The 24177-nt window shown below is 58.5% G+C and carries 20 protein-coding genes and 1 pseudogene; 11 read left to right on the forward strand and 10 right to left on the reverse strand.

The annotated features are described in order from the left end of the window. The first annotated feature begins 93 nt into the window (after positions 1-93). Positions 94-1320 carry an ABC transporter substrate-binding protein gene (locus BZ163_RS31250; RefSeq protein ID WP_128874141.1) on the forward strand — a complete coding sequence of 409 codons (1227 nt, stop codon included), beginning with the start codon at positions 94-96 and terminating at the stop codon, positions 1318-1320. Positions 1321-1478: 158 nt separating this feature from the next. Here the strand turns inward: BZ163_RS31250 and BZ163_RS31255 are convergent, their stop codons facing one another. After that, entirely contained in the window at positions 1479-2381 is a 903-nt protein-coding gene (locus tag BZ163_RS31255; protein ID WP_128874142.1) for a LysR substrate-binding domain-containing protein, read from the reverse strand. A 171-nt stretch (positions 2382-2552) separates the two neighbouring features. On the opposite strand from BZ163_RS31255, the gene BZ163_RS31260 reads away from it, so the two are divergent. The 8 genes and pseudogenes from BZ163_RS31260 (at position 2553) to BZ163_RS31295 (ending at position 12908) form a co-directional block, all read left to right on the forward strand. Then, a complete protein-coding gene (locus BZ163_RS31260; RefSeq protein ID WP_128874143.1) occupies positions 2553-3674 on the forward strand; it encodes a glycoside hydrolase family 88 protein in 1122 nt (373 codons plus the stop codon). Positions 3675-3703: 29 nt separating this feature from the next. Next, positions 3704-4144, forward strand: a complete 441-nt coding sequence (locus BZ163_RS31265) for a MaoC/PaaZ C-terminal domain-containing protein (protein ID WP_069556824.1) — start codon at positions 3704-3706, stop codon at positions 4142-4144. A gap of 36 nt (positions 4145-4180) precedes the next feature. Further along, entirely contained in the window at positions 4181-5749 is a 1569-nt protein-coding gene (locus BZ163_RS31270; protein WP_128874144.1) for an acyl CoA:acetate/3-ketoacid CoA transferase, read from the forward strand. Positions 5750-5790: 41 nt separating this feature from the next. Beyond that, positions 5791-6918, forward strand: coding sequence for an iron-containing alcohol dehydrogenase (locus BZ163_RS31275; RefSeq protein ID WP_083348744.1), 1128 nt, complete (start codon positions 5791-5793; stop codon positions 6916-6918). Next, positions 6918-8051, forward strand: coding sequence for an acyl-CoA dehydrogenase family protein (locus BZ163_RS31280; protein WP_069556827.1), 1134 nt, complete (start codon positions 6918-6920; stop codon positions 8049-8051). Before BZ163_RS31275 ends, BZ163_RS31280 begins: the two co-directional genes overlap by 1 nt. A gap of 69 nt (positions 8052-8120) precedes the next feature. Continuing rightward, on the forward strand, positions 8121-9779 hold the full coding sequence (locus tag BZ163_RS31285; RefSeq protein WP_083348745.1) for an acyl-CoA synthetase: 1659 nt from the start codon (positions 8121-8123) through the stop codon (positions 9777-9779). Positions 9780-9963: 184 nt separating this feature from the next. Beyond that, positions 9964-11540, forward strand: a pseudogene (locus tag BZ163_RS31290) (aldehyde dehydrogenase (NADP(+))). Between the two features lie 99 nt (positions 11541-11639). Next, positions 11640-12908 (forward strand): OprD family porin, encoded by a 1269-nt coding sequence (locus BZ163_RS31295; protein ID WP_128874145.1) that lies wholly within the window; start codon positions 11640-11642, stop codon positions 12906-12908. A gap of 90 nt (positions 12909-12998) precedes the next feature. On the opposite strand, the gene BZ163_RS31300 is transcribed toward BZ163_RS31295, so the two are convergent. Beyond that, positions 12999-13373, reverse strand: coding sequence for an alginate export family protein (locus BZ163_RS31300; protein WP_256579177.1), 375 nt, complete (start codon positions 13371-13373; stop codon positions 12999-13001). A 93-nt stretch (positions 13374-13466) separates the two neighbouring features. On the opposite strand from BZ163_RS31300, the gene BZ163_RS31305 reads away from it, so the two are divergent. Beyond that, complete coding sequence (locus BZ163_RS31305) at positions 13467-14321, forward strand: helix-turn-helix transcriptional regulator (RefSeq protein WP_128874146.1); 855 nt, start codon at positions 13467-13469, stop codon at positions 14319-14321. A 276-nt stretch (positions 14322-14597) separates the two neighbouring features. Here BZ163_RS31305 and BZ163_RS31310 read toward each other — a convergent pair whose 3' ends face one another. From BZ163_RS31310 to BZ163_RS31340, 7 genes are all read right to left on the reverse strand, one after another. Continuing rightward, the gene (locus tag BZ163_RS31310; RefSeq protein ID WP_256579178.1) at positions 14598-15350 is read right to left on the reverse strand and encodes an SPOR domain-containing protein; all 753 of its coding nucleotides are present in this window, start codon (positions 15348-15350) and stop codon (positions 14598-14600) included. A gap of 400 nt (positions 15351-15750) precedes the next feature. Further along, positions 15751-17184 carry an alginate export family protein gene (locus BZ163_RS31315; protein ID WP_128874147.1) on the reverse strand — a complete coding sequence of 478 codons (1434 nt, stop codon included), beginning with the start codon at positions 17182-17184 and terminating at the stop codon, positions 15751-15753. 230 nt (positions 17185-17414) lie between these two features. Further along, positions 17415-18758: an MFS transporter gene (locus tag BZ163_RS31320; protein ID WP_128874148.1), complete on the reverse strand. Its 1344-nt coding sequence runs from the start codon at positions 18756-18758 to the stop codon at positions 17415-17417. Between the two features lie 69 nt (positions 18759-18827). Next, a complete protein-coding gene (locus BZ163_RS31325) occupies positions 18828-19838 on the reverse strand; it encodes a 2Fe-2S iron-sulfur cluster-binding protein (protein ID WP_128874149.1) in 1011 nt (336 codons plus the stop codon). Next, complete coding sequence (locus BZ163_RS31330) at positions 19835-20833, reverse strand: PdxA family protein (protein WP_128874150.1); 999 nt, start codon at positions 20831-20833, stop codon at positions 19835-19837. The genes BZ163_RS31325 and BZ163_RS31330 overlap by 4 nt, the downstream gene beginning before the upstream one ends. Then, positions 20830-21300: an aromatic-ring-hydroxylating dioxygenase subunit beta gene (locus BZ163_RS31335; RefSeq protein ID WP_128874151.1), complete on the reverse strand. Its 471-nt coding sequence runs from the start codon at positions 21298-21300 to the stop codon at positions 20830-20832. The genes BZ163_RS31330 and BZ163_RS31335 overlap by 4 nt, the downstream gene beginning before the upstream one ends. Before the next feature lie 14 nt (positions 21301-21314). Continuing rightward, positions 21315-22574, reverse strand: coding sequence for an aromatic ring-hydroxylating dioxygenase subunit alpha (locus BZ163_RS31340; protein WP_128874152.1), 1260 nt, complete (start codon positions 22572-22574; stop codon positions 21315-21317). A gap of 136 nt (positions 22575-22710) precedes the next feature. Here BZ163_RS31340 and BZ163_RS31345 point away from each other — a divergent pair, with 136 nt between their 5' ends. Further along, entirely contained in the window at positions 22711-23499 is a 789-nt protein-coding gene (locus BZ163_RS31345) for an IclR family transcriptional regulator C-terminal domain-containing protein (protein WP_128874153.1), read from the forward strand. A 234-nt stretch (positions 23500-23733) separates the two neighbouring features. Here the strand turns inward: BZ163_RS31345 and BZ163_RS31350 are convergent, their stop codons facing one another. After that, complete coding sequence (locus BZ163_RS31350; protein ID WP_128874154.1) at positions 23734-24000, reverse strand: hypothetical protein; 267 nt, start codon at positions 23998-24000, stop codon at positions 23734-23736. Positions 24001-24177 lie beyond the last annotated feature (177 nt).

The following is a 24177-nucleotide window of genomic DNA, read 5'->3' on the forward strand; positions in this document are numbered from 1 at the left end:
CGAACCCGTGATGCGGATGTCGAGCATTCAACTTCGAAAAATATAAAAAAACCCGTACTAAACACCCGAATGAACGAGTAGGAGAAAATAATAATGATCAAACAACTGAATACTCATCTGCGCAAGATCTGCTTCGGGCTGTTGGTAGCCGCTCCGGCCGTGCAAGCCCAGGTTTCAGATGGTGTAGTGCGTATCGGCGTATTGAATGATTTGTCAGGTACCTATGCCGGGCTTTCCGGTCCGGGCTCGGTGTGGGCGGCAAAGCAGGCGGTGGCCGACTTCGAGCCTGAAAAACATGGCCTGAAGGTCGAGGTCGTGGCGGCTGATCACCAGAACAAGCCAGATGTAGGGGCCAGTGTGGCCCGTCGTTGGTTCGATGTGGATAAGGTGGATGTGATCGTCGACGTGCCGACTTCGTCGGTCATCCTGGCCGTCAATGAAGTGGTGAGGGAAAAAAACAAGGTGCTCCTGGTATCCGGTGGCGGCAGTTCCGATCTGACCGGTAAGGCGTGCAGCCCGAACACCATTCATTGGACCTACGACACATGGGCGCTTGCCAACGGTACCGGTAAAGCGGTGGTGGGGAGTGGCGGCAAAAGCTGGTTTTTCATGACGGCGGATTACGCCTTTGGTCACGCATTGGAACGTGATACGGCGTCGGTCGTTGAAAAAAGTGGCGGAACAGTGATGGGCAAGGTTCGCCATCCGTTCCCGGGCACCGATTTTTCGTCTTACTTGTTGCAGGCCCAGGCTTCCGGGGCGCAGATAATCGGGTTGGCAAATGCCGGTGGGGACACCATTGTCGCCGTCAAGCAAGCGTCTGAATTTGGCATCACCGCCGGTGGCCAGAAGCTAGCCGGTTTGTTGGTGTTCATTAGCGACGTGCAAGCGTTGGGCCTGGAGGCGGCACAAGGGTTGATGCTGACGGCTGCCTGGTACTGGGACATGAATGACGCGAGCCGTGAATTCGGTAGAGCATTCGCGGCTGCCAACGGCGGGAAATTTCCGACAATGGCGCAGGCTGGTGTTTACTCCGCCGTCACGAACTATCTGCGAACAGTTGCCGTCAACAATGACGATGGTAATGGCGCAGAAGTCGTCGCCCGGATGAAGGCGGTCAAAACCGAGGATAAGCTCTTCGGCGAGGGAAGTATTCGTGCCGATGGTCGCAAGATCCACCCACTCTATCTCTTCGAAGTGAAAAAGCCCTCCGAGTCCAAGTACCCTGGCGACTATTATAAGTTGCTGTCCACAATACCTGCCGATGAAGCATTTCGGCCGATGTCCGCAGGCGGTTGCTCGCTTGTTACTTTCAAATAAGCACTGGGGTTTCAGACCGGTCGAGCATTGGCTTGGCCGGTTTAGAACAAAGGGAGAGCTATAGTGCTATTCGCGGTAGCGATATTGGGTGGCTGGATATAAGAGTTAAAACATTTTCCTTGCAAGTTATGGCGCCACAGAGGGCGCCTTGTCAATTATTAAAGTCGCTCGTGCTCGAAGGCCGTCATCACTTCTTTTGCGGTATCAATAAACGACTGCAATAGCGGCGAAGTGTTACTGCTGCGCCATCCAAGCATCACTTTTACCAAGGGCATCTGCCCCTGAATAGGCCGGTATGTAAGGTGCTCAAGGTGAATGCGCTGAACAGAACTCGGTACCAGGGCCAGGCCTACGCCTGAGCTGACGAGGCCCAGGCAGGCATAAATCTGGCCGACCTCCAGTGCCGCGTTGGGTGTGAAACCTGCTTCCGCGCAAAGGCGATAAATCATGGTATGAAAATCGGGAGCCAGTTTGGGCGCGTACAGGACAAAGCGCTCGGTGGCACACTGACTCAGCGCCACGCTGTCCTGGGACACCAGCGGGTGGTGCTCCGGGATCGCAAGTACGAAGGGTTCTGTCAGCAGCGTCTCGGTGCTGATTCCGTCGAATTGCGATGTGGGGCGCATGAAGGCGATATCGACATCGCCTCGCAGGAGCGCATCGGCCTGGTCCACCACAGGGAACCAGCGCAGGACCACTTCCACATCCGGGAAGCGTTCGCAAAAGGCGCGGTAAATCGGCGGCAGCAGGGTATAGGACATATGTTCGAAGAAGCCCACGGACAGCCGGCCAATCTCTCCGCGTTCGGCGCGTTGAGCCTCCAGTGCCGCGACATCCGTGGCCCGTAGAATCTGCTTGGCATGAATATAAAATACCTGGCCGGCATCTGTAAGTTGCACATGACGCTTGGTCCGTTGAAATAGCGTTACGCCGAGCTCCTCTTCTAATTGACGAATCTGTTGACTCAGAGGCGGCTGGGCAATGTGCAGTCGTAACGCGGCCTGAGTGAAACTCAGCTCCTCCGCAACTGCAATAAAATAGCGCATGTGCCGCAGGTTCATATTAATACCTTTTTAATATTATTCTTGATCAAATTATATATTGGAAGTCTCGGAAGTCAACTCGTAACATGTCTTCCGTGGCCTCAAGACAGTGGCTCAATACATTGATTCGGCTCTTATCGAAAGACATTTTCTGCCATTTGAAAACGGCGCAACTATAGGAGAGATAAGTTGGATAACAAGATTCTCAAGCGCGCAATCGATAGAGTGTTGACACGCATTGACGCGACCCTCGATCAGCCCGGCCAAGGGTTTCCCCATTACGCCGACCAAACCACTGGTGAATGGACTCGTAGTCCGGCAGGTGACTGGACGGGGGGATTTTGGGTGGGCATGCTTTGGCTTGCCGCCTGGCATACAAAAGAGCCGCGTTACCATGATCAAGCGCGGATCTGGGCCGAGCGCCTTGGGCCACGCGCTTCGTCCCAATCGGCGTTCAAGGGCTTTCTCTTCTGGTATGGCACCGAGCTGGGCGCTGAGCTTCTGAACGACGAAACGGCGCGCAATTTGTCGTTGGCAGGCACTCGCGGATTGCTCGACATGTACAACCCCCAAGCGCAATTGATTCCCTTGGGCAAAGAGGCCGAGGAGGCCTCGGATGTCGGCAGCAACGAGGCAAACATCGATGCGCTGCCAGGGCCGGTTCCTTTATTGATCAAGCATGCGGCAGCGCTTGACTCCCTCGAGATTGCTCGCAATCACCTTCGCCAACATATCGCGCTGTGCGTGCGCGATGACGGATCTGTCTGTCAGTCCGCCAGTTTCGATCCGCAAACCGGGGCATTACTGCGCCGTTACACCCACAAGGGCATTCACGGCGAAAGCACGTGGACTCGTGCCCAGGCGTGGGCGATGGTTTCCCTCGCTCAGGTGCTCAATCGCGGAGAAATGGAATTCCGAGACGTCGCCATTCAGGTTGCTGACTGGTGGTTGGAACATCAGCCCAAAGACCATGTGGCGTACTGGGACTTCGATGATCCGGCAATTCCCGATACCAGTCGCGACACCTCGGGTGCTGCCATCGCCGCCGCCGCATTGTTAAAGCTTGCAGTCTGCTTGCCGGAAAGACGTGAGCGTTATCGGCAGTCCGCAGAGGCGATCGTTGAGGCATTGGTGCTGCGCTATCAGACCCCGGTCGATGCCAGCGACTCCCGTCCCGTCGGCATCCTCACCCAGGGTTGTTTCAATCGAAAGCTCGGTGTCGCTATGGAAAACGAGCTGATCTGGGGTGACTACTTTCTTTTCGAAGCCCTGTTGGTGCTCGACGGTCGCCTGGCTTCCGAGCGGGTATGAGCACACAAATCAGTCACAAGGAGACAGCCATGCCTGAGTTCAATAGTCCTCATCGCGGAGAGGTTTCGTCCCTCATCGGCACGCAGACCAGCTACACCCGCACAGTCAGTGAATACGATATCTACGCGTTTGCCGGGATCAGCGGTGACAACCATCCCAATCATGTCGACGAGGAGTATTGCAAGCGCGTCGGCTTGGGCGCTCGGGTGGCCCAGGGGGCAATGTTGGTGGGTTACATCGCTGGCGCCGTCACCAAGTACCTGGGGCTGATCGACCGTCCGGCCGTTTCCTACGGATACGACCGGGTACGTTTCACCCAGTCCGTATTCATAGGTGACACCTTGACCGTGAGCTACCGCATCGCCCGTGCCGATGATGAGAAGAAGCGGCTTTGGGCAGAGGCAGTGCTGACCAACCAGCACGGCGACACCGTGTGCGTCGGCACCCACATCATTCACTTCCAAGAGTAACGCCCTCGGCACTCATAAAAACAAGAGGAGAGTGTAATGACCAAAATATGCTCGGCTGCCGAGGCCGTGGCCGATATTCAGTCTGGCCAGACGGTTGGCTGTGTCGGTGTTATCGGATGGCTCACGCCGGATACCTTGCTGCAGGCGCTGGCGCAGCGTTTCGAGGAGAGTGCCTCGCCCCGGGATCTGACTTTTTTCTTTCCGGTCAGCGTTGGCGACGCGATGGACATCCGCGGGATGGATCATGTCGCGATAGAAGGCTTGATGAAGCGCGTCATCTCGGGCAACTACATCAATACGCTGGATCCGAAGACCGGAAAACGTCCGCAAATGATGCGCTTGATCCGCGAGAACAAGGTCGAAGCCTATTGCTGGCCCATCGGCGCGACCATGCATTGGCTCCGGGAAGTGGCGCGCCGCGGTCCGGGTTACCTCACGCGCATCGGCCTGGGTAGTTACATCGACCCGCGCCAGCAAGGGGGTAAATATACGGCGTGCGCTGAGGAAGATCTGGTCAAGCTGGTGGAGTTCGAAGGCCAGGAATATCTGTTTTATCCTGCTCGACCAGTGGACGTAGCCTTGCTGCGCGCAAGCAGTGCCGATGAGTACGGCAACCTCAGCTTCGAAGACGAGCCGATCACTTCCAGCGCCTTGGCCATGGCGCTCGCGGTAAAGGCCTGTGGCGGCACAGTGATCGCGCAGGTCCGCAAGATCGTCCCCCGCCAGGCGCGGCCGGTGCACGCTGTGCGTGTTCCCGGCGAACTGGTGGATCGTGTTGTCGTTGCCCCTCAAGCCATGATGACCACCGAGGTCGTGTATGACGACAGCTACCTGGGGGGGCAGCTCTTTCCTGGTGGCTGCTCGGCAGTACTGCCGGCCGGTGCCGACAAGATTATCGCCCGGCGGGCGGCTTGCGAGATTCGTCCGGGCGTGCCGAGCATCTTTGGCTTCGGCGCATCTTCCGATATCCCGGGCGTGATGATGGAAGATGGCGCCTTCGATGGCGACGGACTCCTGCGTCACCGCTTTACGACGGAGCACGGTCCGTTCGGTGGCATCGTCATGAGCGGCTGGCAGTTCTCCGCCAATAAGTATCCGGAGGCGCTGCTCGATGGCCCGGCCCAGTTCGACTTCATCAATGGCGGCAACTGCAAGGTCGCAGCGCTGGCGTTCGCCCAGTTCGATGAAAACGGCAACGTCAACGTCAGCCGATTCGGCGCTGCGAACCCGGGGCCTGGCGGGTTCATCGATATCGCCTACAACGCTGAAACCTTGATTTTCACCGGCACCTTCACGACCGGTGGGCTGGAGGTGGCGTACGAGGGTGGCGAGTTGCGCATCGTGCGTGAAGGATCGGTACGCAAGTTCGCCCGCCACGTGCAGGAAATTACCTATCCGGTGCGCCTCAACGTCGCCACCCGTGGCCAGCGCGCCATGCTCATCACCGAGCGGGCGGTGTTTGCCATCGAGCCCGATGGGCTGGTGCTGACGGAAATCGCTCCCGGGATCGACCTGCAAAGCCAGGTACTCGATCTGATGGACTATGCCCCGATGCGCATAGCCGACCCCTTGCCCCTGATGAATGCGGCCGTGTTCAAGTCCTGAGCACGCCATCGTCGCGCCAATAAACGAGGAGATTCCACGCTATGGCTGTTATCAACTATTTGACCACCATCCAATTCGAACAGGGCGCAATCGAGCTATTGCCGTCCGAGCTTGATCGCCTGGGCATACGGCGGCCCTTGATCGTCACCGACCAGGGCGTGCGCGCTGCCGGGCTGCTTGATCGCGTACTCGGGACCCTGGCCTCGCCTCCCGCCGCGATCTTCGACCAGACGCCAGCCAATCCCACCGAGGAGGCGGTCGTCGCCGCTACTGCGATGTTCAAGGACAATGACTGCGATGGCATCGTTGCCCTGGGTGGCGGATCGCCGATCGATCTGGGCAAAGCGACGGCGCTTCTGGCCACCCATCCTGCGCCGCTGCAGCAGTATTCCGTGGTGGATGGCGGTGTCGGGCGAATCACCGATAAAGTCGCGCCACTGGTGGCGATTCCCACGACGGCAGGGACCGGCAGCGAAGTAGGGCGGGCCGGCGTTATCGTGATGAAGTCCGGGCGCAAGCTTGGCCTGTTGAGCCCTTATCTGATGCCTAAAGTGGCCATTTGCGACCCGGATCTGACGTTGGGCCTGCCGCCGATGTTGACAGCGGCTACCGGCATGGATGCGATCGCCCACTGCATCGAGACCTTCCTGGCGCCTGCCATCAACCCGCCGGCCGAGGCCATTGCCCTGGATGGTTTGCGTCGGGGCATGGCCAATATCGAGCGCGCGACGATCGATGGCAGTGACCGGGAGGCGCGCTGGAACATGATGATGGCGGCGACTGAAGGCGCGATGGCGTTTCAGAAAGGACTGGGAGCGGTGCATGCCCTGTCCCATCCCCTGGGGGCCGTGCCCGGCATTTCCTTGCACCATGGCACCCTCAATGCGGTGCTGCTGCCGGCAGTCATGCGTTTCAACCGGCCAGCCGTCGGTGCCAAGTACGAGGCGTTGGCCCAAGCCATGGGACTGAGTGCAGGCGTCGCCCCGGATGAAGCCATTGCCCGGTTGACCGCCCGCCTGGGTCTGCCCGTGAGCCTTGGCGCGATGGGCCTGAACCGGGCTGCGCTGCCAGAGATTGCCCAGGCCGCCCTCAAAGACCACTGCCACGCCACCAACCCCCGTCCTGCCACCGCAGAGGACTACCTGCGGATGCTCGAGGAGTCTTACTGATGAATGAGCAACATGTAATGATTCGCGATGCCGTCAGGCGGTTCGCCGAGCAGGAGATTGCACCGGTCTCCGAACGCCTTTGGGAGGAGCAGGAGTTTGCCTATCAGGTCTGGAAGCAGGCCGGAGAGTTGGGCTTCCTCGGCCTTCCCTACCCGGAGGAGCACGGTGGCGGTGGCGGGGACTGGCTTGGCTTTACCATTGTGCTGGAGGAAATCGCCCGGGTAGACGCGGCTGTGGCATCGTCCATGATGGCCAATTCCACGCCCGCCAGCCTGATCAACAACTATGGCACTCCTGCGCAGAAGGAGCGTTACTTGCGCCCCATCATCGACGGGACGCAGGTCGGCTGCATTGGGCTGACCGAGCCGAATGCAGGCTCGGACGCCGCCAATATCCAGACCCGTGCCGTTCTGCGAGACGGTCAGTGGATCATCAATGGTTCCAAGACCTTCATTACCAATTCGGGTACCGACATCACCGGTCCGATCGTGATCGCAGCCGTTACCGGCACGCGGGACGACGGGCGCAAGGAAATCTCCAACTTTATCCTGCCGTCCGATACCGCCGGTTTCAGTCTGGGGCGCAAGCTGCAGAAGATCGGTTGGCGCGGATCGACCACTTATGAGCTGTTCTTCGAAGATTGCGTGCTGCCGGCCGACCATCTACTCGGCGAACAAGGCGCGGGGCTCAAGCAGACCCTGGGCAACATAAGCACCGGGCGCATCCTGATCGGTGCGCTGGGGCTGGGTATTCTGCAAGGCTCCATGGAACGCTCGGTCGCCTACTTGAAGGATCGCAGCGCCTTCGGCAAGCGGCTCGAACATTTTCAGGCGCTGCAGTTCAAGGTCGCCGACATGGCCACCCATGCCCACGCCGCCCGCCTGATGCTCTACGACGCGGCCTCGCGCAAGGACGCCGGTTTGTCATGTGATGTCGAGGCGTCCATGGCCAAGCTCTTCGCTACCGAGAGGGCGATGGAGGCGGCTCACCAGGCGATCCAGATCCATGGCGGCAACGGCATCATGACTGAATACCCGGTCGCACGCGCTTTCGGCGACGCCAAGGTATTGGAGATCGTCGAAGGCACTTCCGAAATCCAACGCATGATCATTTCCAGGCAAGTGCTGAGCTAAACGCGTCCTGCAGCCTGTGCCGGTTCCGTTGGGGAGCCGGTCGTTCAGCTTTCTTCGGGGAAAATCAGCATGCCAGGCTCCAATCCTTATGACCTCGGCCTTGAGCAAAGTCCGGTCAACTACCGGCCTCTCACGCCGCTGGGCTTCATAGCCCGCACCGCCCAGGTATATCCGCAGCGGCTGGCGGTTATCCATGGTGCGCGTCGATACAACTGGTCCGAGACCTACGACCGGGTCTGCCGCCTGTCATCTGCGCTCAAGGCCGCGGGCATTGGCCGTGGCGATACGGTGGTATTGATCGCCGCCAACACCCCGGAGATGATCGAGGCGCATTTCGGCGTACCGATGTGTGGCGCGGTCTTGTGCACGGTCAACACCCGGCTCGATCCTGCGGCAATCGCCTACATCCTGATGCATTGCGAAGCCCGGCTCGTGATCAGCGACACCGAATACGCGAGCGCCGTCGGCCAGGCGCTGGCACTTTTGGAGCACCGGCCAAGGGTGATCGACATCGATGACAGCGAGGGGCCGGGCGGCGAGCGTCTGGGTGAGCTCGACTACGAGGCGTTCATCGGCGCGGCTTCTACAGACGAGCATTGGCAGGAACCTGTGGACGAGTGGCAGCCGATTGCCCTGAACTACACCTCGGGCACCACAGGGCGTCCCAAGGGGGTGGTTTATCACCATCGGGGGGCTTATCTGGCGGCGCTTTCAAATATGCTCGACTGGCAAATGCCGCGGCACTCCATCTTCTTGTGGACCCTGCCCATGTTCCATTGCAATGGCTGGGGCTTCGTCTGGACCATGGCGGTCAACGCCGGCACTCACGTGTGTCTTCGCCGCTGTGAACCGCAACGCGTGCTGTCGATGATTCGACAACACGGTGTTACCCATTACTGCGGCGCGCCAGTGGTGCACGCCATGCTGGCCCATGCGCCAAAGGAGTGGAAAGTCGGGATCAGCCACCGTGTTCATGGCCTGATCGGTGGCGCTCCGCCCCAACTGCCGGTGATTGCGGCGTTGCATCGAATGGGCATCGATCTTTTGCAGATATACGGTCTGACGGAGGTCTACGGTCCCGCTGTGGTATGTGCCGAGCACCAGGAATGGAGCGAGCTTTCCACCGACTTGCTGACCGAACGCAAAGGTCGACAAGGCGTGCGTTATACGGCTCAGGAAGATATGGCGGTCCTGGACCCCGAGGACTTCACGCCGGTGCCGCGCGATGGCCGCAGCATTGGCGAAGTGATGTTCCGCGGCAACATGACGATGATGGGCTACCTGAAGGATCCGCAGGCCACCGCCGAGGCCTTTTTGGGTGGCTGGTTTCATTCCGGCGATCTTGCCGTTGTGCATGAGGACGGCTACATCCAGATCAGAGACAGGGCTAAGGACATCATCATTTCAGGTGGTGAGAACATCAGTTCGGTCGAGGTCGAGGAAGTGCTTTACCGCCATCCGGCTGTCCGTACCGCGGCGGTGGTTGCCATGCCCCATGCCAAGTGGGGCGAGACCCCCTGTGCCTTTGTCGAGACGAGCCCTGACGCGAGCATCGGCGAAGCGGAACTCATCGCCCATTGCCGTTCCTGCCTGGCCCATTACAAGGTGCCGACGCGGGTCATCGTGGGGGACTTGAGCAAGACGGCAACTGGCAAGGTGCGCAAAGTCGAACTGCGTGAACATGCCTTGCGGCTGGCTACCAGAGATGCGGCCATCCCGATCGATTGAAGGACGTTCGAGACTGAAATTCCGGTTTCCGTAGGCCTGTTCGGGCTTGCGCGATGTTGTGCAAAAAAAATTCAACTGGATGCCTCATCCAGGTCGAGTGACGTTGCAGACGCGGACAGTGTCGGCGGCGATCACGACGGCCCGGTGGTTTCGGTATCCCTGCCTTTTGAGCGAGGAGACACCCATGAAAATTCTCGGCCATAACTACACTGGCGGTACACGTCGCGGTGAAAGCGGCGTCTATCTGCACAGCTACGATGCGACCTCTGGCGAGCGGTTACCCTATGACTTCGTCCAAGCGAGCCCCGCCGAAGTCGATGCGGCTGCCCTGGCCGCCGCTTCGGCTTATCCCACCTTTCGTGCACTGCCGGCTGTCAAGCGTGCGGCGTTTCTCGACGCTATTGCCGACGAACTGGATGCACTGGGTGATGACTTCGTTTCCCTGGTAACCCGCGAAACCGCGCTGCCTGCCGGCCGTATCCAGGGTGAGCGTGGCCGTACCAGCGGCCAGATGCGGCTGTTTGCAAACGTGTTGCGCCGTGGCGATTTCTACGGTGCCCGTATCGACCTGGCGAACCCGATCGCAAGCCGCTGCCGCGTGTCGATCTGCGTCAGTGCAAGATGGGCGTCGGCCCGGTGGCTGTATTCGGTGCCAGCAACTTCCCGCTGGCATTCTCCACGGCAGGTGGTGATACCGCCGCCGCCCTGGCTGCCGGTTGTCCGGTGGTGTTCAAGGCGCACAGTGGCCATATGGCGACCGCCGAGTGCGTGGCCGATGCCATCATCCGTGCCGCGGAACAGACCGGCATGCCCAAAGGCGTGTTCAACATGATCTACGGCGCAGGCGTTGGCGAGGCACTGGTTAAACACCCGGCGATCCAGGCCGTTGGTTTCACCGGCTCGCTCAAAGGCGGTCGCGCGCTGTGCGACATGGCCGCGGCGAGGCCGCAGCCGATTCCGGTGTTCGCCGAGATGTCCAGCATCAACCCGGTTCTGGTGCTACCCGAAGCGCTCAAGCAGCGTGGTGCCAGCGTGGCCAACGAGCTGGCCGCTTCGGTGGTCATGGGCTGTGGCCAGTTCTGCACCAACCCCGGTCTGGTGATCGGCATTCGCTCGCCAGAGTTCTCCAGCTTTATTGAAAAACTTGCCGGCTTGATGGGCGATCAGCCAGCGCAAACCATGCTCAATGCCGGCACCCTGCACAGCTACGAGAAGGGGCTGGCGGCACTTCATTCGCACAAGGCCATCAAGCATCTGGGGGGCCAGGCGCAGGAAGGTGAGCAAGCCAGGCCGCAGTTGTTCCAGGCTGATGTCAGCCTGTTGCTGGATGACGACGAGTTGCTCCAGGAAGAGGTTTTCGGACCGACTACCGTACTGGTCGAAGTGGCTGACAAGGCCGAGTTGATCAAGGCGCTGCATGGCCTGCACGGTCAGCTCACCGCGACCCTGATTGCCGAGCCAGTCGACTTGGCTGCATTCGCCGAACTGGTGCCGGTGCTGGAGCAGAAGGCCGGCCGGTTACTGCTCAACGGCTACCCGACCGGCGTCGAGGTGTGCGACGCCATGGTGCACGGCGGGCCTTATCCCGCCACCTCGGATGCGCGCGGCACCTCCGTCGGTACGCTGGCCATCGACCGCTTCCTGCGCCCGGTGTGCTACCAGAACTACCCGGACGCGCTACTGCCGCAGGCGTTGAGGAATGCCAACCCGCTGGGCATCCAGCGTCTGCTGAACGGTTGCAGTACCACCCAGGCGATTTAAGGCCTCATCCGCAGATGCTGATGCCTGTCGGTTCGCCGGGTATCTCGACGTAGTGCCGTTTGGGATCGCCGATTTACCACCTAACAAGAAGAGAGAGCTATGCACGTACTTCGTCCCACCCAAGCTTTTCTGCTGTCCGGCCTTACTGGGGCTTTCGGCGTTTGTTCATCCGCTTCGGCTGAGTTCCTTGCGGACAGCAAGGCCAGTCTGGACATGCGCAATTTCTATATGAACCGAGACTTCCGCCAGCCAGCGGCCCCACAAAACAAGGGCGAGGAGTGGGCGCAAGGCTTCCTGTTGCGCTACGAATCCGGCTACACCGAAGGACCGGTGGGCGTGGGGGTCGATGCGCTTGGTCTGCTCGGCATCAAGCTGGATTCGAGCCCGGATCGCGCGGGCGCCACCGGTCTGCTACCGCGCGGCGCCGAGTCGAGGAGGGCACCCGATGACAACAGCGAGCTTGGCCTGACTGCCAAGCTCCGGGTCTCCAAGTCCACCCTCAAGGCAGGGACCCTGATTCCCAAGCTGCCGGTATTGCAGCCCAACGATACACGGCTGCTGCCGCAGACCTTCCAGGGTGGCTGGCTGAACTCGACGGACCTCGCGGGTCTGACCTTCGACGCCGGTCGCCTCACCCAGGTGAGCCAGCGCGACTCGACCAACCGCGAAGACATGACAGTCATGAAAGGCCCCAGGCGCAACATCGTAACCGGGGCGAGGGCCACCACCGACCAGTTCGACTTTCTCGGTGGCAATTACATGTGGAGCAAGACGCTGAGTACTGGCTACCACTACGCGCAGTTGAACGACCTGTACAAGCAGCATTATCTGACGGTGATGCATGTGTTGCCCATTGCCGAGGGGCAGGCGCTGAAATCCGATCTTCGTTGGGCCCGATCGACCGATGACGGCAGCAGCAATGTCGACAACCAAATGCTCGGCGCCATGTTCACCTATTCACTGGGCGCGCACGCCTTCGGTCTCAGCTACCAGAAAATGAGCGGCGACACCGGTTTCGCCAACGTTCAGGGCACCGATCCGTACCTGGTCAACCTCCTGCAAATCAACGACTTCGGCAATCAGGACGAGCGCTCCCTGCAAGCCCGTTACGACTTCAACTTCGCCGGCCTCGGCATTCCCGGCCTGACCTTCATGACCCGTTATGTAAAAGGCGACCAGGTCGACCTGGGAGTAGCTTCGGGAACCGGCAAGGAGTGGGAACGTAATACCGACATCGGCTATGTGATCCAGAGTGGCGCGCTGAAAAACGTCGGCATCAAATGGCGCAACGCGACTTATCGTTCGAGCTTTGCCAGTGACATCGACGAGAATCGCCTGATCGTCAGCTACAGCCTGCCGCTCTGGTAAGGCTGTTGCGTCGATGTCCATGGCGGGCGCCGCCGCGGTTATCGGTTGATGCCGTAACCGCGGTAGTGGCGTGTCGGATGACCTTGATGCCTAAAAGCGAAACGTAGAGCGCAGCACCAGTATTTGCGAGTTGTTGCCGCCGGCGCTTTTGATCGCCGAACCGATGTCGGAGAACAAATAATCAAGGTCAACGGAAACGTTAGCGGTCGGCGTCCAATTGGCGTTGGCCTGATACAGGGTGCCCAGGCGTTTTCCGCTGCTGGCGGTTGTTCCGGGCGCTGTGGTCATGCCGGGCAAATAGACGCCGTCATCGTTGCTTTCTCGCCAGGCAGCAAATATGCCCGGTTCGAAACGGAACTTGTTGAAGTGAGTCGGCTTTTCCGACGAGCGTGGGGGCTGCGAAAGTCGAGATAGACGCTCGGTCATTCGCGCGCGATAGTGGCCAGCCAAGTGTTGCTGAACCATAGCGCGATCGCCGGGGTTGAGAAATAGATAGACGCCCCGATGATATGCATTGTGGTCGATAACAATATCGCTTCAAGCGAGCGGAGGAATCTGATGTCGATTGCCCAACGGGTTTTCCACGGCAGGTTTGGCCGGGTCGCCTTGCTGAACATGGATCGTTCGCTGGTTACCCACACCCATTCCGAATGCCATGTGCTGGTCAAAGTGTCCGGTGAAGACACTTACTTCAACGTCAACGGGCGGCGGGTGCCGCTCAGCGATCGCACGGCGGTGCTGGTCAACGCCTGGGAGCCGCATTTCTACGATCCGCAGCCGGGTGCCGCTGCCACTGTAATCCTGGCGCTCTACATCGAGCCTGCCTGGCTGGCCACTGCCCAGCAGTCGCTGGCGCTCAGCGCTCGGCCGGACTTTTTTGCCCAGTCGTGTATCGAGCTGTCGAGTCGTAATCGCACCTTGGCCGACATCCTGGTCGCCGAAGCGCATGGCTGCGGGATTGTGCCGAAAGAGCGCATGGAATTCATGCTGTTCGACTTCCTGATCGAACTGATCGAGGACTTTTCCAGCTGGCGGCATTTGTCGCTATTGGGTGCGCCGAGCTCAGCTGAGTACCGGGACGCACGTGTGCGCCGTGGCATCGCCTGGTTGCTTGAGCACTTCGATGATCCGAACCCGATCGACAACGCCGCGCGGGCTTGTGGTCTGTCTCGGGCGCACTTCTTTGCGCTATTCAAGAAAGATACCGGCATGACGCCGACCCTGTTGCTCAACGACGCGCGCATGCGCCGGGCTTTCGCCTGGCTGGAGCGCGAGCGCAGTGGGACGTTGGGCCTGTTGTCGGAGAACCTCGGGTTCTCCGAGCAAGGTCATTTCACGCGGTTTTTTCAGCAACACATCGGCGCCTCTCCCAGCCAGTACCGGAGGGTAGTGGATAGTTATGCGACGGTTTGAACCGAGAGGAGGGCGGGGGGTATTGGGCAATGCTCCCGCCGATGAAGTTAGTCTTTCATCTTGAAAGCTGGCGGCTTGTATAGGCTACGAAAGTTGTAGCGTCTAATCATCGAGGCCGTAGTTCAGTTTGCTTAGTTGAAACTGATCCATAAGTTGGCGGTCAGGCATTTCTTCAGGGCGAATTCGGCTCTAAGTTGTTTTGCGGTCATGAATGCTTTCTTGTGTCAAACAAGTAGCCGTTTGTTCGAGGTTGGCCCAGTGCTAAATCGGGCTATGTCAATTTCCCGCCATTATCCATCCTCTAACGCCATGAAGTTTACTCAGCTCTTTCACGACTCGAGCCGCGTCCTGCTTCTGTTTATACGGGCCGATGACGACAAAGTTGTTTTCTTTACGCGCAACCGGCAACCCCAGCTGCTGAATGGCTTTTCTGGCGCGATGGCGGCTTGGTGTGTTCAACGCAATTTCGATCACCCACAGACCGGATGAAGGCGTGGCTGAAGCGGCTTTTGCAGCGTTGGAAATGAAGCCGCCGCAGGTCAAACACGGGCGTTCTAGCGTGATTAGCGATCCTCGCACGGTGTGAAAGACGTGCCATTGCGGATCAACGGCTTTTTTGCGGGCGAAGAGTGCCGAGAGCAGGCAGGTAAAAGTGATCAGACCGCTAAGAATAATCGGCCATTTGTGTGCCTGTATGGGCAATGAAGGCAGCGTAAATACTGATGCTTCGTCTGGCTTTTCGATCGAAAACCGTACGGCGTCAGCCTCCGTTGAATCGGGGATGCGGTATTCGTTTTTCGCAAAAGGCGCGAGCCCATCGGAATGCTTTGTACTGAGCTCTGTCGCAACTTTATTAGCGGTGTCATCGAGTAGTTGTTCGAACTTTTTCACTTTTTGCTGGATGTATGAATTGTCGACGTTATTTTGACAAATGGGTCCCGTGGACGTGTAGGTCCATAGTAGTGCTGATAGTTGCCCCAAAACGCCAGTAACCAGGAAGCCCAAGCCAAGCTTTCGCACAACGGCCATCTCCAAATCAAGTGAATAGTTATTTATCCCATTTCTTTCTGATAAGCGGGGTTCTATTGTTGATCCTGGGAGGGGTCTGAATTCTCGAGCGCGTCAGTGTGTCCAAGAGCCAAAACTAGTTGGCTGCTATTTTGTTGTTTGAAAGAACATCGAGCATGCACTTTATAGACTGTTGGTTGACGAAAAAGGCTCAGATTATCGAAAAAAAACCGTATCAGTTGATTGGAGGGTGATCCATTAAAACGCTTGTATTCAAGGTGAATATCGAGGCCAAACCACCTTACTGTCGGAAAGCCTCGACGATTACATCGATACCAATCGGGTGTGCGCAGTCAACGTCTTTGTCGACGGCAAATTTAATGGATTGCCGAGCAGCGTTCCTGTCGGATGTGCTTGATGCCTAAAAGCGAAACGTAGAGCGCAGCACCAGTATTTGCGAGTTGTTGCCGCCGGCGCTTTTGATCGCCGAACCGATGTCGTAGAACAAATAATCAAGGTCAACGGAAACGTTAGCGGTCGGCGTCCAATTGGCGTTGGCCTGATACAGGGTGCCCAGGCGTTTTCCGCTGCTGGCGGTTGTTCCTGGCGCTGTGGTCATGCCGGGCAAATAGACGCCGTCATCGTTGTTTTCTCGCCAGGCAGCAAATATGCCCGGTTCGAAACGGAACTTGTTGAGGGGAGAGAACCTGAGTGTCGGGCCTACCAGAATGATGTTCGACAACGTTGTCAGGCTGGCCTGGCCGTAGAAGGCGTTCTTGGGAAACAACGGGTCGAAAGTACCGGCCTTGTGATCGCCATCCTTATCACCGCTCGCGGCATCGACGCGCCAACCCAGACGCGCTTTCCAGGGACCCGCAAAGGTATAACCGCTGTCGCTGGAAACCGCCCAGGCGTCGATGTCGGCGCTGGCCATATGGCCCACCTGTTTCATCAGATCCCAGCTCCAGTCGAATTTATTCCATGTGCCGAACAACCGCGTGCCGAAGGTGTAGCGATTGTCCTCTCCGGTAAAACCGTCGAGCTTGCGCTGCTCTGTTTCCAGGCCAAAGGCGTACAGATCGGCTTTCAACACGCTGGACAGGGGCAGGGTGCCATAGAGCCCGTAGAACTGTTGCTGATGATTGCTTGGGTCGTTGAACGAGCCATTGTCTCTGCTGACCACGGGTCGGGTGGCGAACGCATCCAGCTTGTAACCATCCTTTGCAACCCAGCTCAGGCGCACACCATCGAATGCCTGCCGTATGTTGGGGATTTCGCGATAGGTCACCAGTACCTGATTACCGTAAGCCATCTCCTGCCGACCGACCCGCGTGGTCAATGTGCCGCTCTGGTAATGAAGATTGCCGTCGATAAAGGCCTGGTGTATTTCATTACGGCTCTGATCGGAAGGGCTGGGCAAGTCCTTGCCCCATGTCCGAGTATTTTGTAATTGGATAAAGGTGCGCAGGCTGTCGTCGAATAAGTGCAGGTCGACATGTACTTGCGCACGTTGCATTAAATAAGAGTCGTCCTTTACTCCGCGCAGGCCGAATACCGGTTGGTCCGCCGCATCGGCGCGATAACGCAGTTCCGCGCCGGTCTGCAGCCAGGCAGAGTCCGACAGGCGCTGAAAACGTAATGCATCGAACGGGTCCGTGCGTTTTGCCGGATTATCGAGGAAGCGATAATCCTCCACCCAACGCGCAGGTCCTGGACGCATAGGGCGGGATACCTCGAGGGGCGAGGGCGGCGTGGCCTGAATCTCTTGGGCCTGAGCGGTCGACGGGACCGTTTGGCCGAGGGCCATAATGATCGGCAAGTGGAACGAGTAACGCTTCAGTGGTGTGCTGAACATCAGAAGACTCCTGTTTTTTATTGTTCATAGGGCAGGTAGACACGCGCGGGGATGCCTCGACATGAAGTTGAATTCGCGTCGATGTTGATCCGTATTAAACGTTTCGCTGCTTTCGCAAGAAGCGCTCTGCGTTTGCGTTGAATAAAGAGTGGGTTGTTTTCAAGGGACGTAAATCCTTATTCATCCCTTGGCGAGCTTTCAATGAAGTGTCGAGTTGTCTCGTTGGTGTTTTAAAGCGCGTTGTTGCCGTATCGTCGACCGAGAAACAGGACGAGTAACCCGGCGATCAACATCGGCACGGCCATGGCATAGAAAACTGCCGAGGGTGACCAGCCCATACCCAAGGCTGCGCCGACCACGATGGGGCCACTAATCCCGCCGATCCGCCCGATGCCCAATGCCCAACCGACTCCGGTCGAACGTATCGGCGCCGGGTAGAAAACCGCCGCCAGGGCGATGAGGCTTTTTTGCCCGCCGCTGATGCAGCAGCCTGCGAGGAAGTTGGCGGTCAACAGCATCCATAGCGGGCTTTTGAACGCCAGACCGGTCAATGCAACGCACACGAATCCTACGAGATAAAGAATACCCAGGGTTTTGTAGGCGCCCAACCGGTCCATGGAGGGGCCGGTAATGAACGCCGCCGCGATACCGCCCACGGTGGTCAGGGTGGTAGCCATCACCACGGTGCTCATTGGGTAGTTGAGTCCCGTCATGATGGATGGCAACCAGCTTTGCAAGGCGTAGAACTCACCCAGGTTAATCGCGAACACCAGCCATAACAGTACGGTGCCCAATACCCGATCTCGGGTGAACAGACTGGCGAGTGCTCCACATTGCCCTTGTCCTTGCTCGAGGGCGTCGACGATGAATGTCGGCTTCTCCTGTCGGGCAACGGCGGGGTCTATTTTTCGGAAAATTCTCAGGATTCGCTCGGCTGCTACCTTGCGCTGGATCATGAACACCATGGATTCCGGCAGGAAACGAATCAGTACGGGGACCAGCATCAAGGGCGCCAGGGCTCCGATCCAGAACATCGAGCGCCAGCCGTAGTGGGGAATGAACCAGTTCGCCGCCAGGCCCGCCGCGATGAACCCGAGGGAAAACCCGCAGTAAATAGCCAGGACAAAGGTTGCACGAAAGCGTTTGGGGCTGTATTCGCCGGTCATGGCGATCGCGCTTGGGGCTGCGGCACCCAGGCCGACCCCGGTGATAAAGCGCAGGATCATCAGCTCGGTCACGTTGTCGGCCCATACCGATGCCAGGGTGCAAAGGCTGAAGACAATGGTGCTGACGATGATTGCTTTCTTATGCCCAAAGCGTTCGGACAGCGGGGTAAGCACCAGATAGCCGATCATCAAACCTGCGAGTGACGAAGAAAATATCGGTCCCAGCATCTGCCTGGGCAGGTTCCATTCACTGGCTATATAAGGCGCCATGTAACTAATGGCCTGGGTATCGAACCCATCGAGGAACATGACAAGACCGCACAGAATGATGACCACGTACTGAAACGGACTCACGGGTCGTTCATCCACGAACTGCGGAAGCTGCAAGGGCTTTGATTCGGGCAACATGGTTTTTCCTCATGGCCATTTTGGCCTTTTTTGTTTTTATTGCGTGCACGCAGGCGGAGAAAAAGCCGCCTATGAAGGCGGCTGGATCTCTCCAGAGGGTACGAAGGCGTCGCAGAAGAATGCATCGGGCGATAACTGGCCTTCGGCAGTCAGGTCATTGAGCGCCGCAGTTGTCATGACCGGATTACCGCAGGCATACACTTGATAGGCGCCCAGGTCGGGGTAATCCTCGAGAACCGCGCGGTGCACCCAACCGGTACGGCCGGACCAGCCGGGCTCGGGCTCGGAAAGCACCGGGGTGAAGCAAAACCCCGGCAGGCGCCTGGACCATTGTGCCGGCAGGTCGCCCAGATACAGGTCGTCGCTGCTGCGTGCTCCCCAGAACAGGTGCATGGGTCTTGAGCCTGCGCGTTTGATCTGGTCTTCGATGATGGATTTGAGCGGCGCCATACCCGTACCGGTGCCCAGCAGGATGACTGGATGGTCGACTTCTTCGTCCAGTGAAAATTCGCCATAGGGCAGTTCGACGTTGAGCGTGTCGCCTTTTTTCAACCCCGCCAGCACGCCCTCGGAAAAGCGCCCTCCGGGAACATGGCGAATATGCAGTTGCACGCCATCGCTCTCATGCGGCGCATTGGCCATGGAGTAGTTACGGCTGTCGCCATCCGCCATCAACACTTTCAGGTATTGACCGGCCTGGAATTTGGCGCGCACACCCGGAGGGAAGCGCAGGTGCAGAACCACGACATCGGCGTTGGGGCGAGTGAGGCGATGGACCTTGGTGGTGATGACCTTGCGCACCGGCGCCGCGCGTTGAACGATGCGTTTGGGGGCGATTTCCACCGACGAGCACGGGCGCGCCTGACACAGCAGCACCCCCGTGGCAGGCCCGCGTGCGAGCCCTTGTCCGCGCACTTGCAATTGCCCGGCGATCAAGCCGCCTTCGCAGGTCGAGCACACGCCCTTGCGGCAGGAGTAGGGGATCGAAAACCCCGCCCGCTCGGCAGCATCCAGCACTGTCTCGTCGGGCTCGCAGGGAAAGACAATGTCCGATCCAGAGATTGTTACGTCGAACGTCATGCCCAAACCTCCTGGCTGGAAAGCGCCGCGCCACCTACCAGGCGCAGCGCGCGGATCACCGCTTCGGGATCGGCGAGGTCTTTACCGGCGATATCGAATGCCGAGCCGTGGCCCACGCTGGAAAAGATCAGGCCGGCACCGATGGACAGCGCCGAGGCGGTACGCCCGGCCAGCAGTTTGATCGGGATGTGACCCTGGTCGTGATACATGGCAATAAAGGCGTCATAGCCATTTTGGCCAAGCATCAGATCGGCGCCGACCGGCCCATGGGCATCGATACCCGCCTGCCGCAGGTGCTCGACGGCTGGGACAGTTATCTGCTGATCGTCCCGGCCGAACAGGCCGTTTTCACCAGCATGAGGATTAATGCCGAAGACGCCAATGCGCGGAGCATCGATGCCCAGCGCGTGGAGTGCAGAAACGGCTGCATGACCTGCGGCCACCACCAATTCGGGCGTCAGCCTGGCCAGTGAATCGGCCAGGCGCTCGTGCAAGGTGACGTGAACGATCCGCATCCCCGCACCGATCAGCATCAGAAACACACGGTCGGACTCGACGCCTACCAGTCTGGCCAGCAGGTTTGGGTAACCGGAAAAATCGATCCCGGCGGCATTGATCGCCGTCTCGGAATGCGGGCACGCGACAATGCCGCGTGCCCGGCCCAGGCTCAGACCCACCACCGCGGCAGACAAATAATCCACCGTGGCAGCCCCTGCCGCGGCATTCACTTGACCAGGCACGAAAGCCTCGGATGCCAGACTATGTACGGGCAGCAGGTGGATCACTCCCGCTTCTGCCGGTGCGGTGCCGTCAGTCTCTTTGACTCGCAGGCCTACGTCCTGCGCATAGGCTTCGACGACAAACCGATCGCCGACAATGACCGGATTCAACTCGGGTTCGTCCTGCAGAGCCGCGACGGCTTTGACAGCGATTTCCGGGCCGATGCCGTTGGGGTCGCCGATGCTCAAGAGGATTCGCGATGCCGGCAGGCTCATAGCGGCAGCGCCAGCAGCGTGTCGATGCGTGAGCTGTCGCACACCACGGTTCGTTCAGCCAACATGGCTGTTTCGCCGTCGACCCGGTAGCAATCGATATAGCGGCCGGAGACGAAGTTCTCGGTCGTGCCGTCGCGCATGATGCGCAGCACCAGAAATGCCGTCTCGCTGCGCACCAGGTTGACGTTGCACTCCAGGATCACCGGCTGATTGAGCATATGGCGGTAGCTGTGCCGCTCGTAGATATTGGCGTCGCGCAAGGCGGATACCCGGTCAATCAACATTCCGCGGTTGTCGGCCCAAATCATGCCAGCGGGCAATCCTTGTCGGTAGTTATCGGCGGTAGTAACGGTATACAGGCACTTCTCCAGGAAAAACTCCGGCCATGCTTCCAGCGGGCCTTCATCGATGCAGCGGGCGTAGAGGGCTTGAGTCTGGCTGATCAGTGCAAAAATATTATGTGTCACGAATGATTCCCTCTTCATAGATCCATGGCCGCGCGATAGGCCTTCCAGAAACCGCGGATAGACGCCTCGGTAATCCGGCTATCACTCGATTCGGCGTCAGTCCCGCCCATTTCCAGCACGGCGCTCTGATTGGAAGCGCCGGCGATGCCACGCTGGACAAAGCCGCCTACGCAACCATCTTCCATGGAGATATAGCCAGCGGGACCGACAAGGTTGGCCTGCTTCAGACGCGTCAGTCGTTGTTCGGGCGTGTCGTCTTCAAAGCCCAGGTAGGTCCAGTTGAGCTGAGTCGTTTCCACGCCCCGTGGCAGCACTTGGCGGACTGCGACCGAATTCTGGATCTGTTGCAGCACGAAGCAGGGGAAGATCGACAGGATTTGCAGCGTGACGTCATCACCGACTTCACTGAAGCCTTCGAGCAAAGAGGGGTCCTGCAACTGATAAGCGCTGTCGGAGCGGATGCTTTGTTCTGCATAGGAGGCATCGCGCTCGGCCTGACGTTCGGCTTCACGGTCGATGGCCGAGTAGCTGACGTGATGTCCGCCGCTCTCATCAACGATGATCGCGCCGCGCTGGGACAGGCGGTTGATCTCGAAGGTGGTGAAGAACAGATGCAGGATACTGGCGTGGTACGAGTCTTTGACGTTCTCGATATACAGCTTCCAGTTGTTGGGCAGCATCTGGGTGAAGCGGCCCAGAACCACTGGCTTGCGTCCGCCGAGAACGCGCTCGATACGGCTGAGGATTTCCTCGCCCAGGTACTCTTCGATATCGGGCACGTCATCGCTGAAGCTGCCGAACACCAGGCCGTGAACAGTCGCTACGCGCAGCTTGCGCGGGCCGTGTTGTTCCATGCAGAACGAAGGCGCCATGCCGCCATTGCCCTTGATGCCATCCTTGAAAGCGACGCCGGTCAGATCGCCTTGCAGGTTGTAACTCCAGGCGTGATACACGCAGGTGAAGTCTTTGGCTTTACCACTGTCCTCCAGGGCAAGGAGGGCGCCACGATGCGCGCAGCGATTCTCGAAGGCATAGAGTTCGCCGTCGCTGTCGCGGGTCACGACAATCGAGGTCTCGCCAATGAAACTGGTCTTGAAGTCGCCGGGCTCGGGAATCTCGGCCTCGAGGCACAGATAACTCCAGTGAGGCCCCTGGAACAGCCGCGTCTGTTCATCCTTGTACACAGCAGCGCTCTGAAAAGCCCAGTAGGGCACACGGGTCAATCCATCGGGCCACAGGGGGTTTTCAGGTACTCGATCAGTAATGATGTTCATTTTTTCTCCCGGATCAGGTCCTCATGGCTGCAGAAAAATGTTCTTTCCGACTAGCACATGGTTGACATGAGGTTTTATTTTTGTTCGAATAGCGAACATTGTTTCATTTCTCGAACAATTAGAGCGTTGGACAATTATGGTTGTCAAGAAAAATACGTCCGCTGATGGCGTAGCTGTGCGCGCCCCGGAAGGTATGTCGGGCCTGGCAAAGGGCCTGGCAATCATCGAAGTGTTCGGTTTGGAGCACTCGCAATTGACGGTATCGGACGCGGCGGCACTGACCGACACCACCCGTGCCGCTGCCCGCCGCTGCCTGCTCACGTTGGTGGATCTGGGCTATCTGACCCATGACGGCAAGCACTTCAGGCCCACGCCCAGGTTCTTGCGACTCGGTGCGGCCTATCTGGATGCGGCGCCGCTACCGCAACTGGCCCAGCCATATTTGGCGTCGGCCCGTGAAGCGCTCGGGGAATCGATTTCCTTGGCGGTATTCGAAGATGGCTGGTCGGTATTCGTCGCCCGTGCCGAGGCGGCAAAAGTCGTGACGACCGGCGTACGCCTGGGTGCGCGCCTACCGGCCTATGGCTCGGCAACGGGGCAGGTCTTGTTGGCGGGGTTGAGCGACGAAGAAGTCCGCCGCTACCTGACTGATCCTCCGTCGCCGACCACGGCCCACATGATCGTCGACCCGAAAGTGATCATGGACAGGATCGAGCAGGCACGGATCGAAGGGTTTGCTTTTACCGATGAAGAGCTCGAACTGGGGATGCGTTCAATGGCGGTGCCGGTGAGAAACGCCCAAGGTAAAGTGGTCGCCGCCATGAGTGTCAGCACATTTACCGCACGTTTGACCCTTCAGGAATTACGCGATCAATGCCTGCCGGTGCTCCAGCAGAACGCTGCCTTGCTTGGGTGTATGCTTTGAATACGGAGTCTCTTGCAAGAGGCGCGGGGCGGTAATGAAAGTCGAAAAGTAGAGATCGTATTGTTCGCGCAAATTATCGGTGCTCCATGGGAGTTCCATGGTCGGTGATCAATGGCCGTGAGCTTGATTGGAAAGACTATTTAAAAACGCCCCTGCAAGTAATCGGCATTAAACGGCTTGAAGCAGTTGATGCCCTACGCCAATAGTTATTTTTAGCATTATGCAGGAAGCCCTCTATTCAGTTTTCAGTGTTGATACAAATGTAGCCAGCGAAGGATCTTTTTCAGCATTTTGCTTGTGCCTGCCGATGAAAATCCACTCGTCCTCTGTCCAAAGAATTCGTGTTGTCTTAGGTGCTTTGCAGTCAAAAACAACCTGATAGATTTTTGTTTCTCGCTGCTGGACGACGACGCATTGCTCAAGGCAAACCCACAATCGCTGCCCGGGCACCAGTGTTGGCGCATTGAGCGGGACACACAGCTTAATTTCTGTTTTTCGCATGATGACTTTCGTCCCTAAAATTCAGAAACCGTACGCGGTAAATCGAAAGACGGTGGTTCTGCTAATGACTAGCCTCCGAGGGTTCATATGTGCATAATATTATCATGCAGTGATAATAGAAAGGCAATCTGCTCGACCTTGCCTCAGGCAGGCGACCTCTTTTGCTTAACTGCCGGG

Origin of the sequence: Pseudomonas sp. VI4.1 (assembly GCF_002029345.1) — a bacterium.
In the GTDB taxonomy this organism is placed as follows: Bacteria; Pseudomonadota; Gammaproteobacteria; order Pseudomonadales; family Pseudomonadaceae; genus Aquipseudomonas.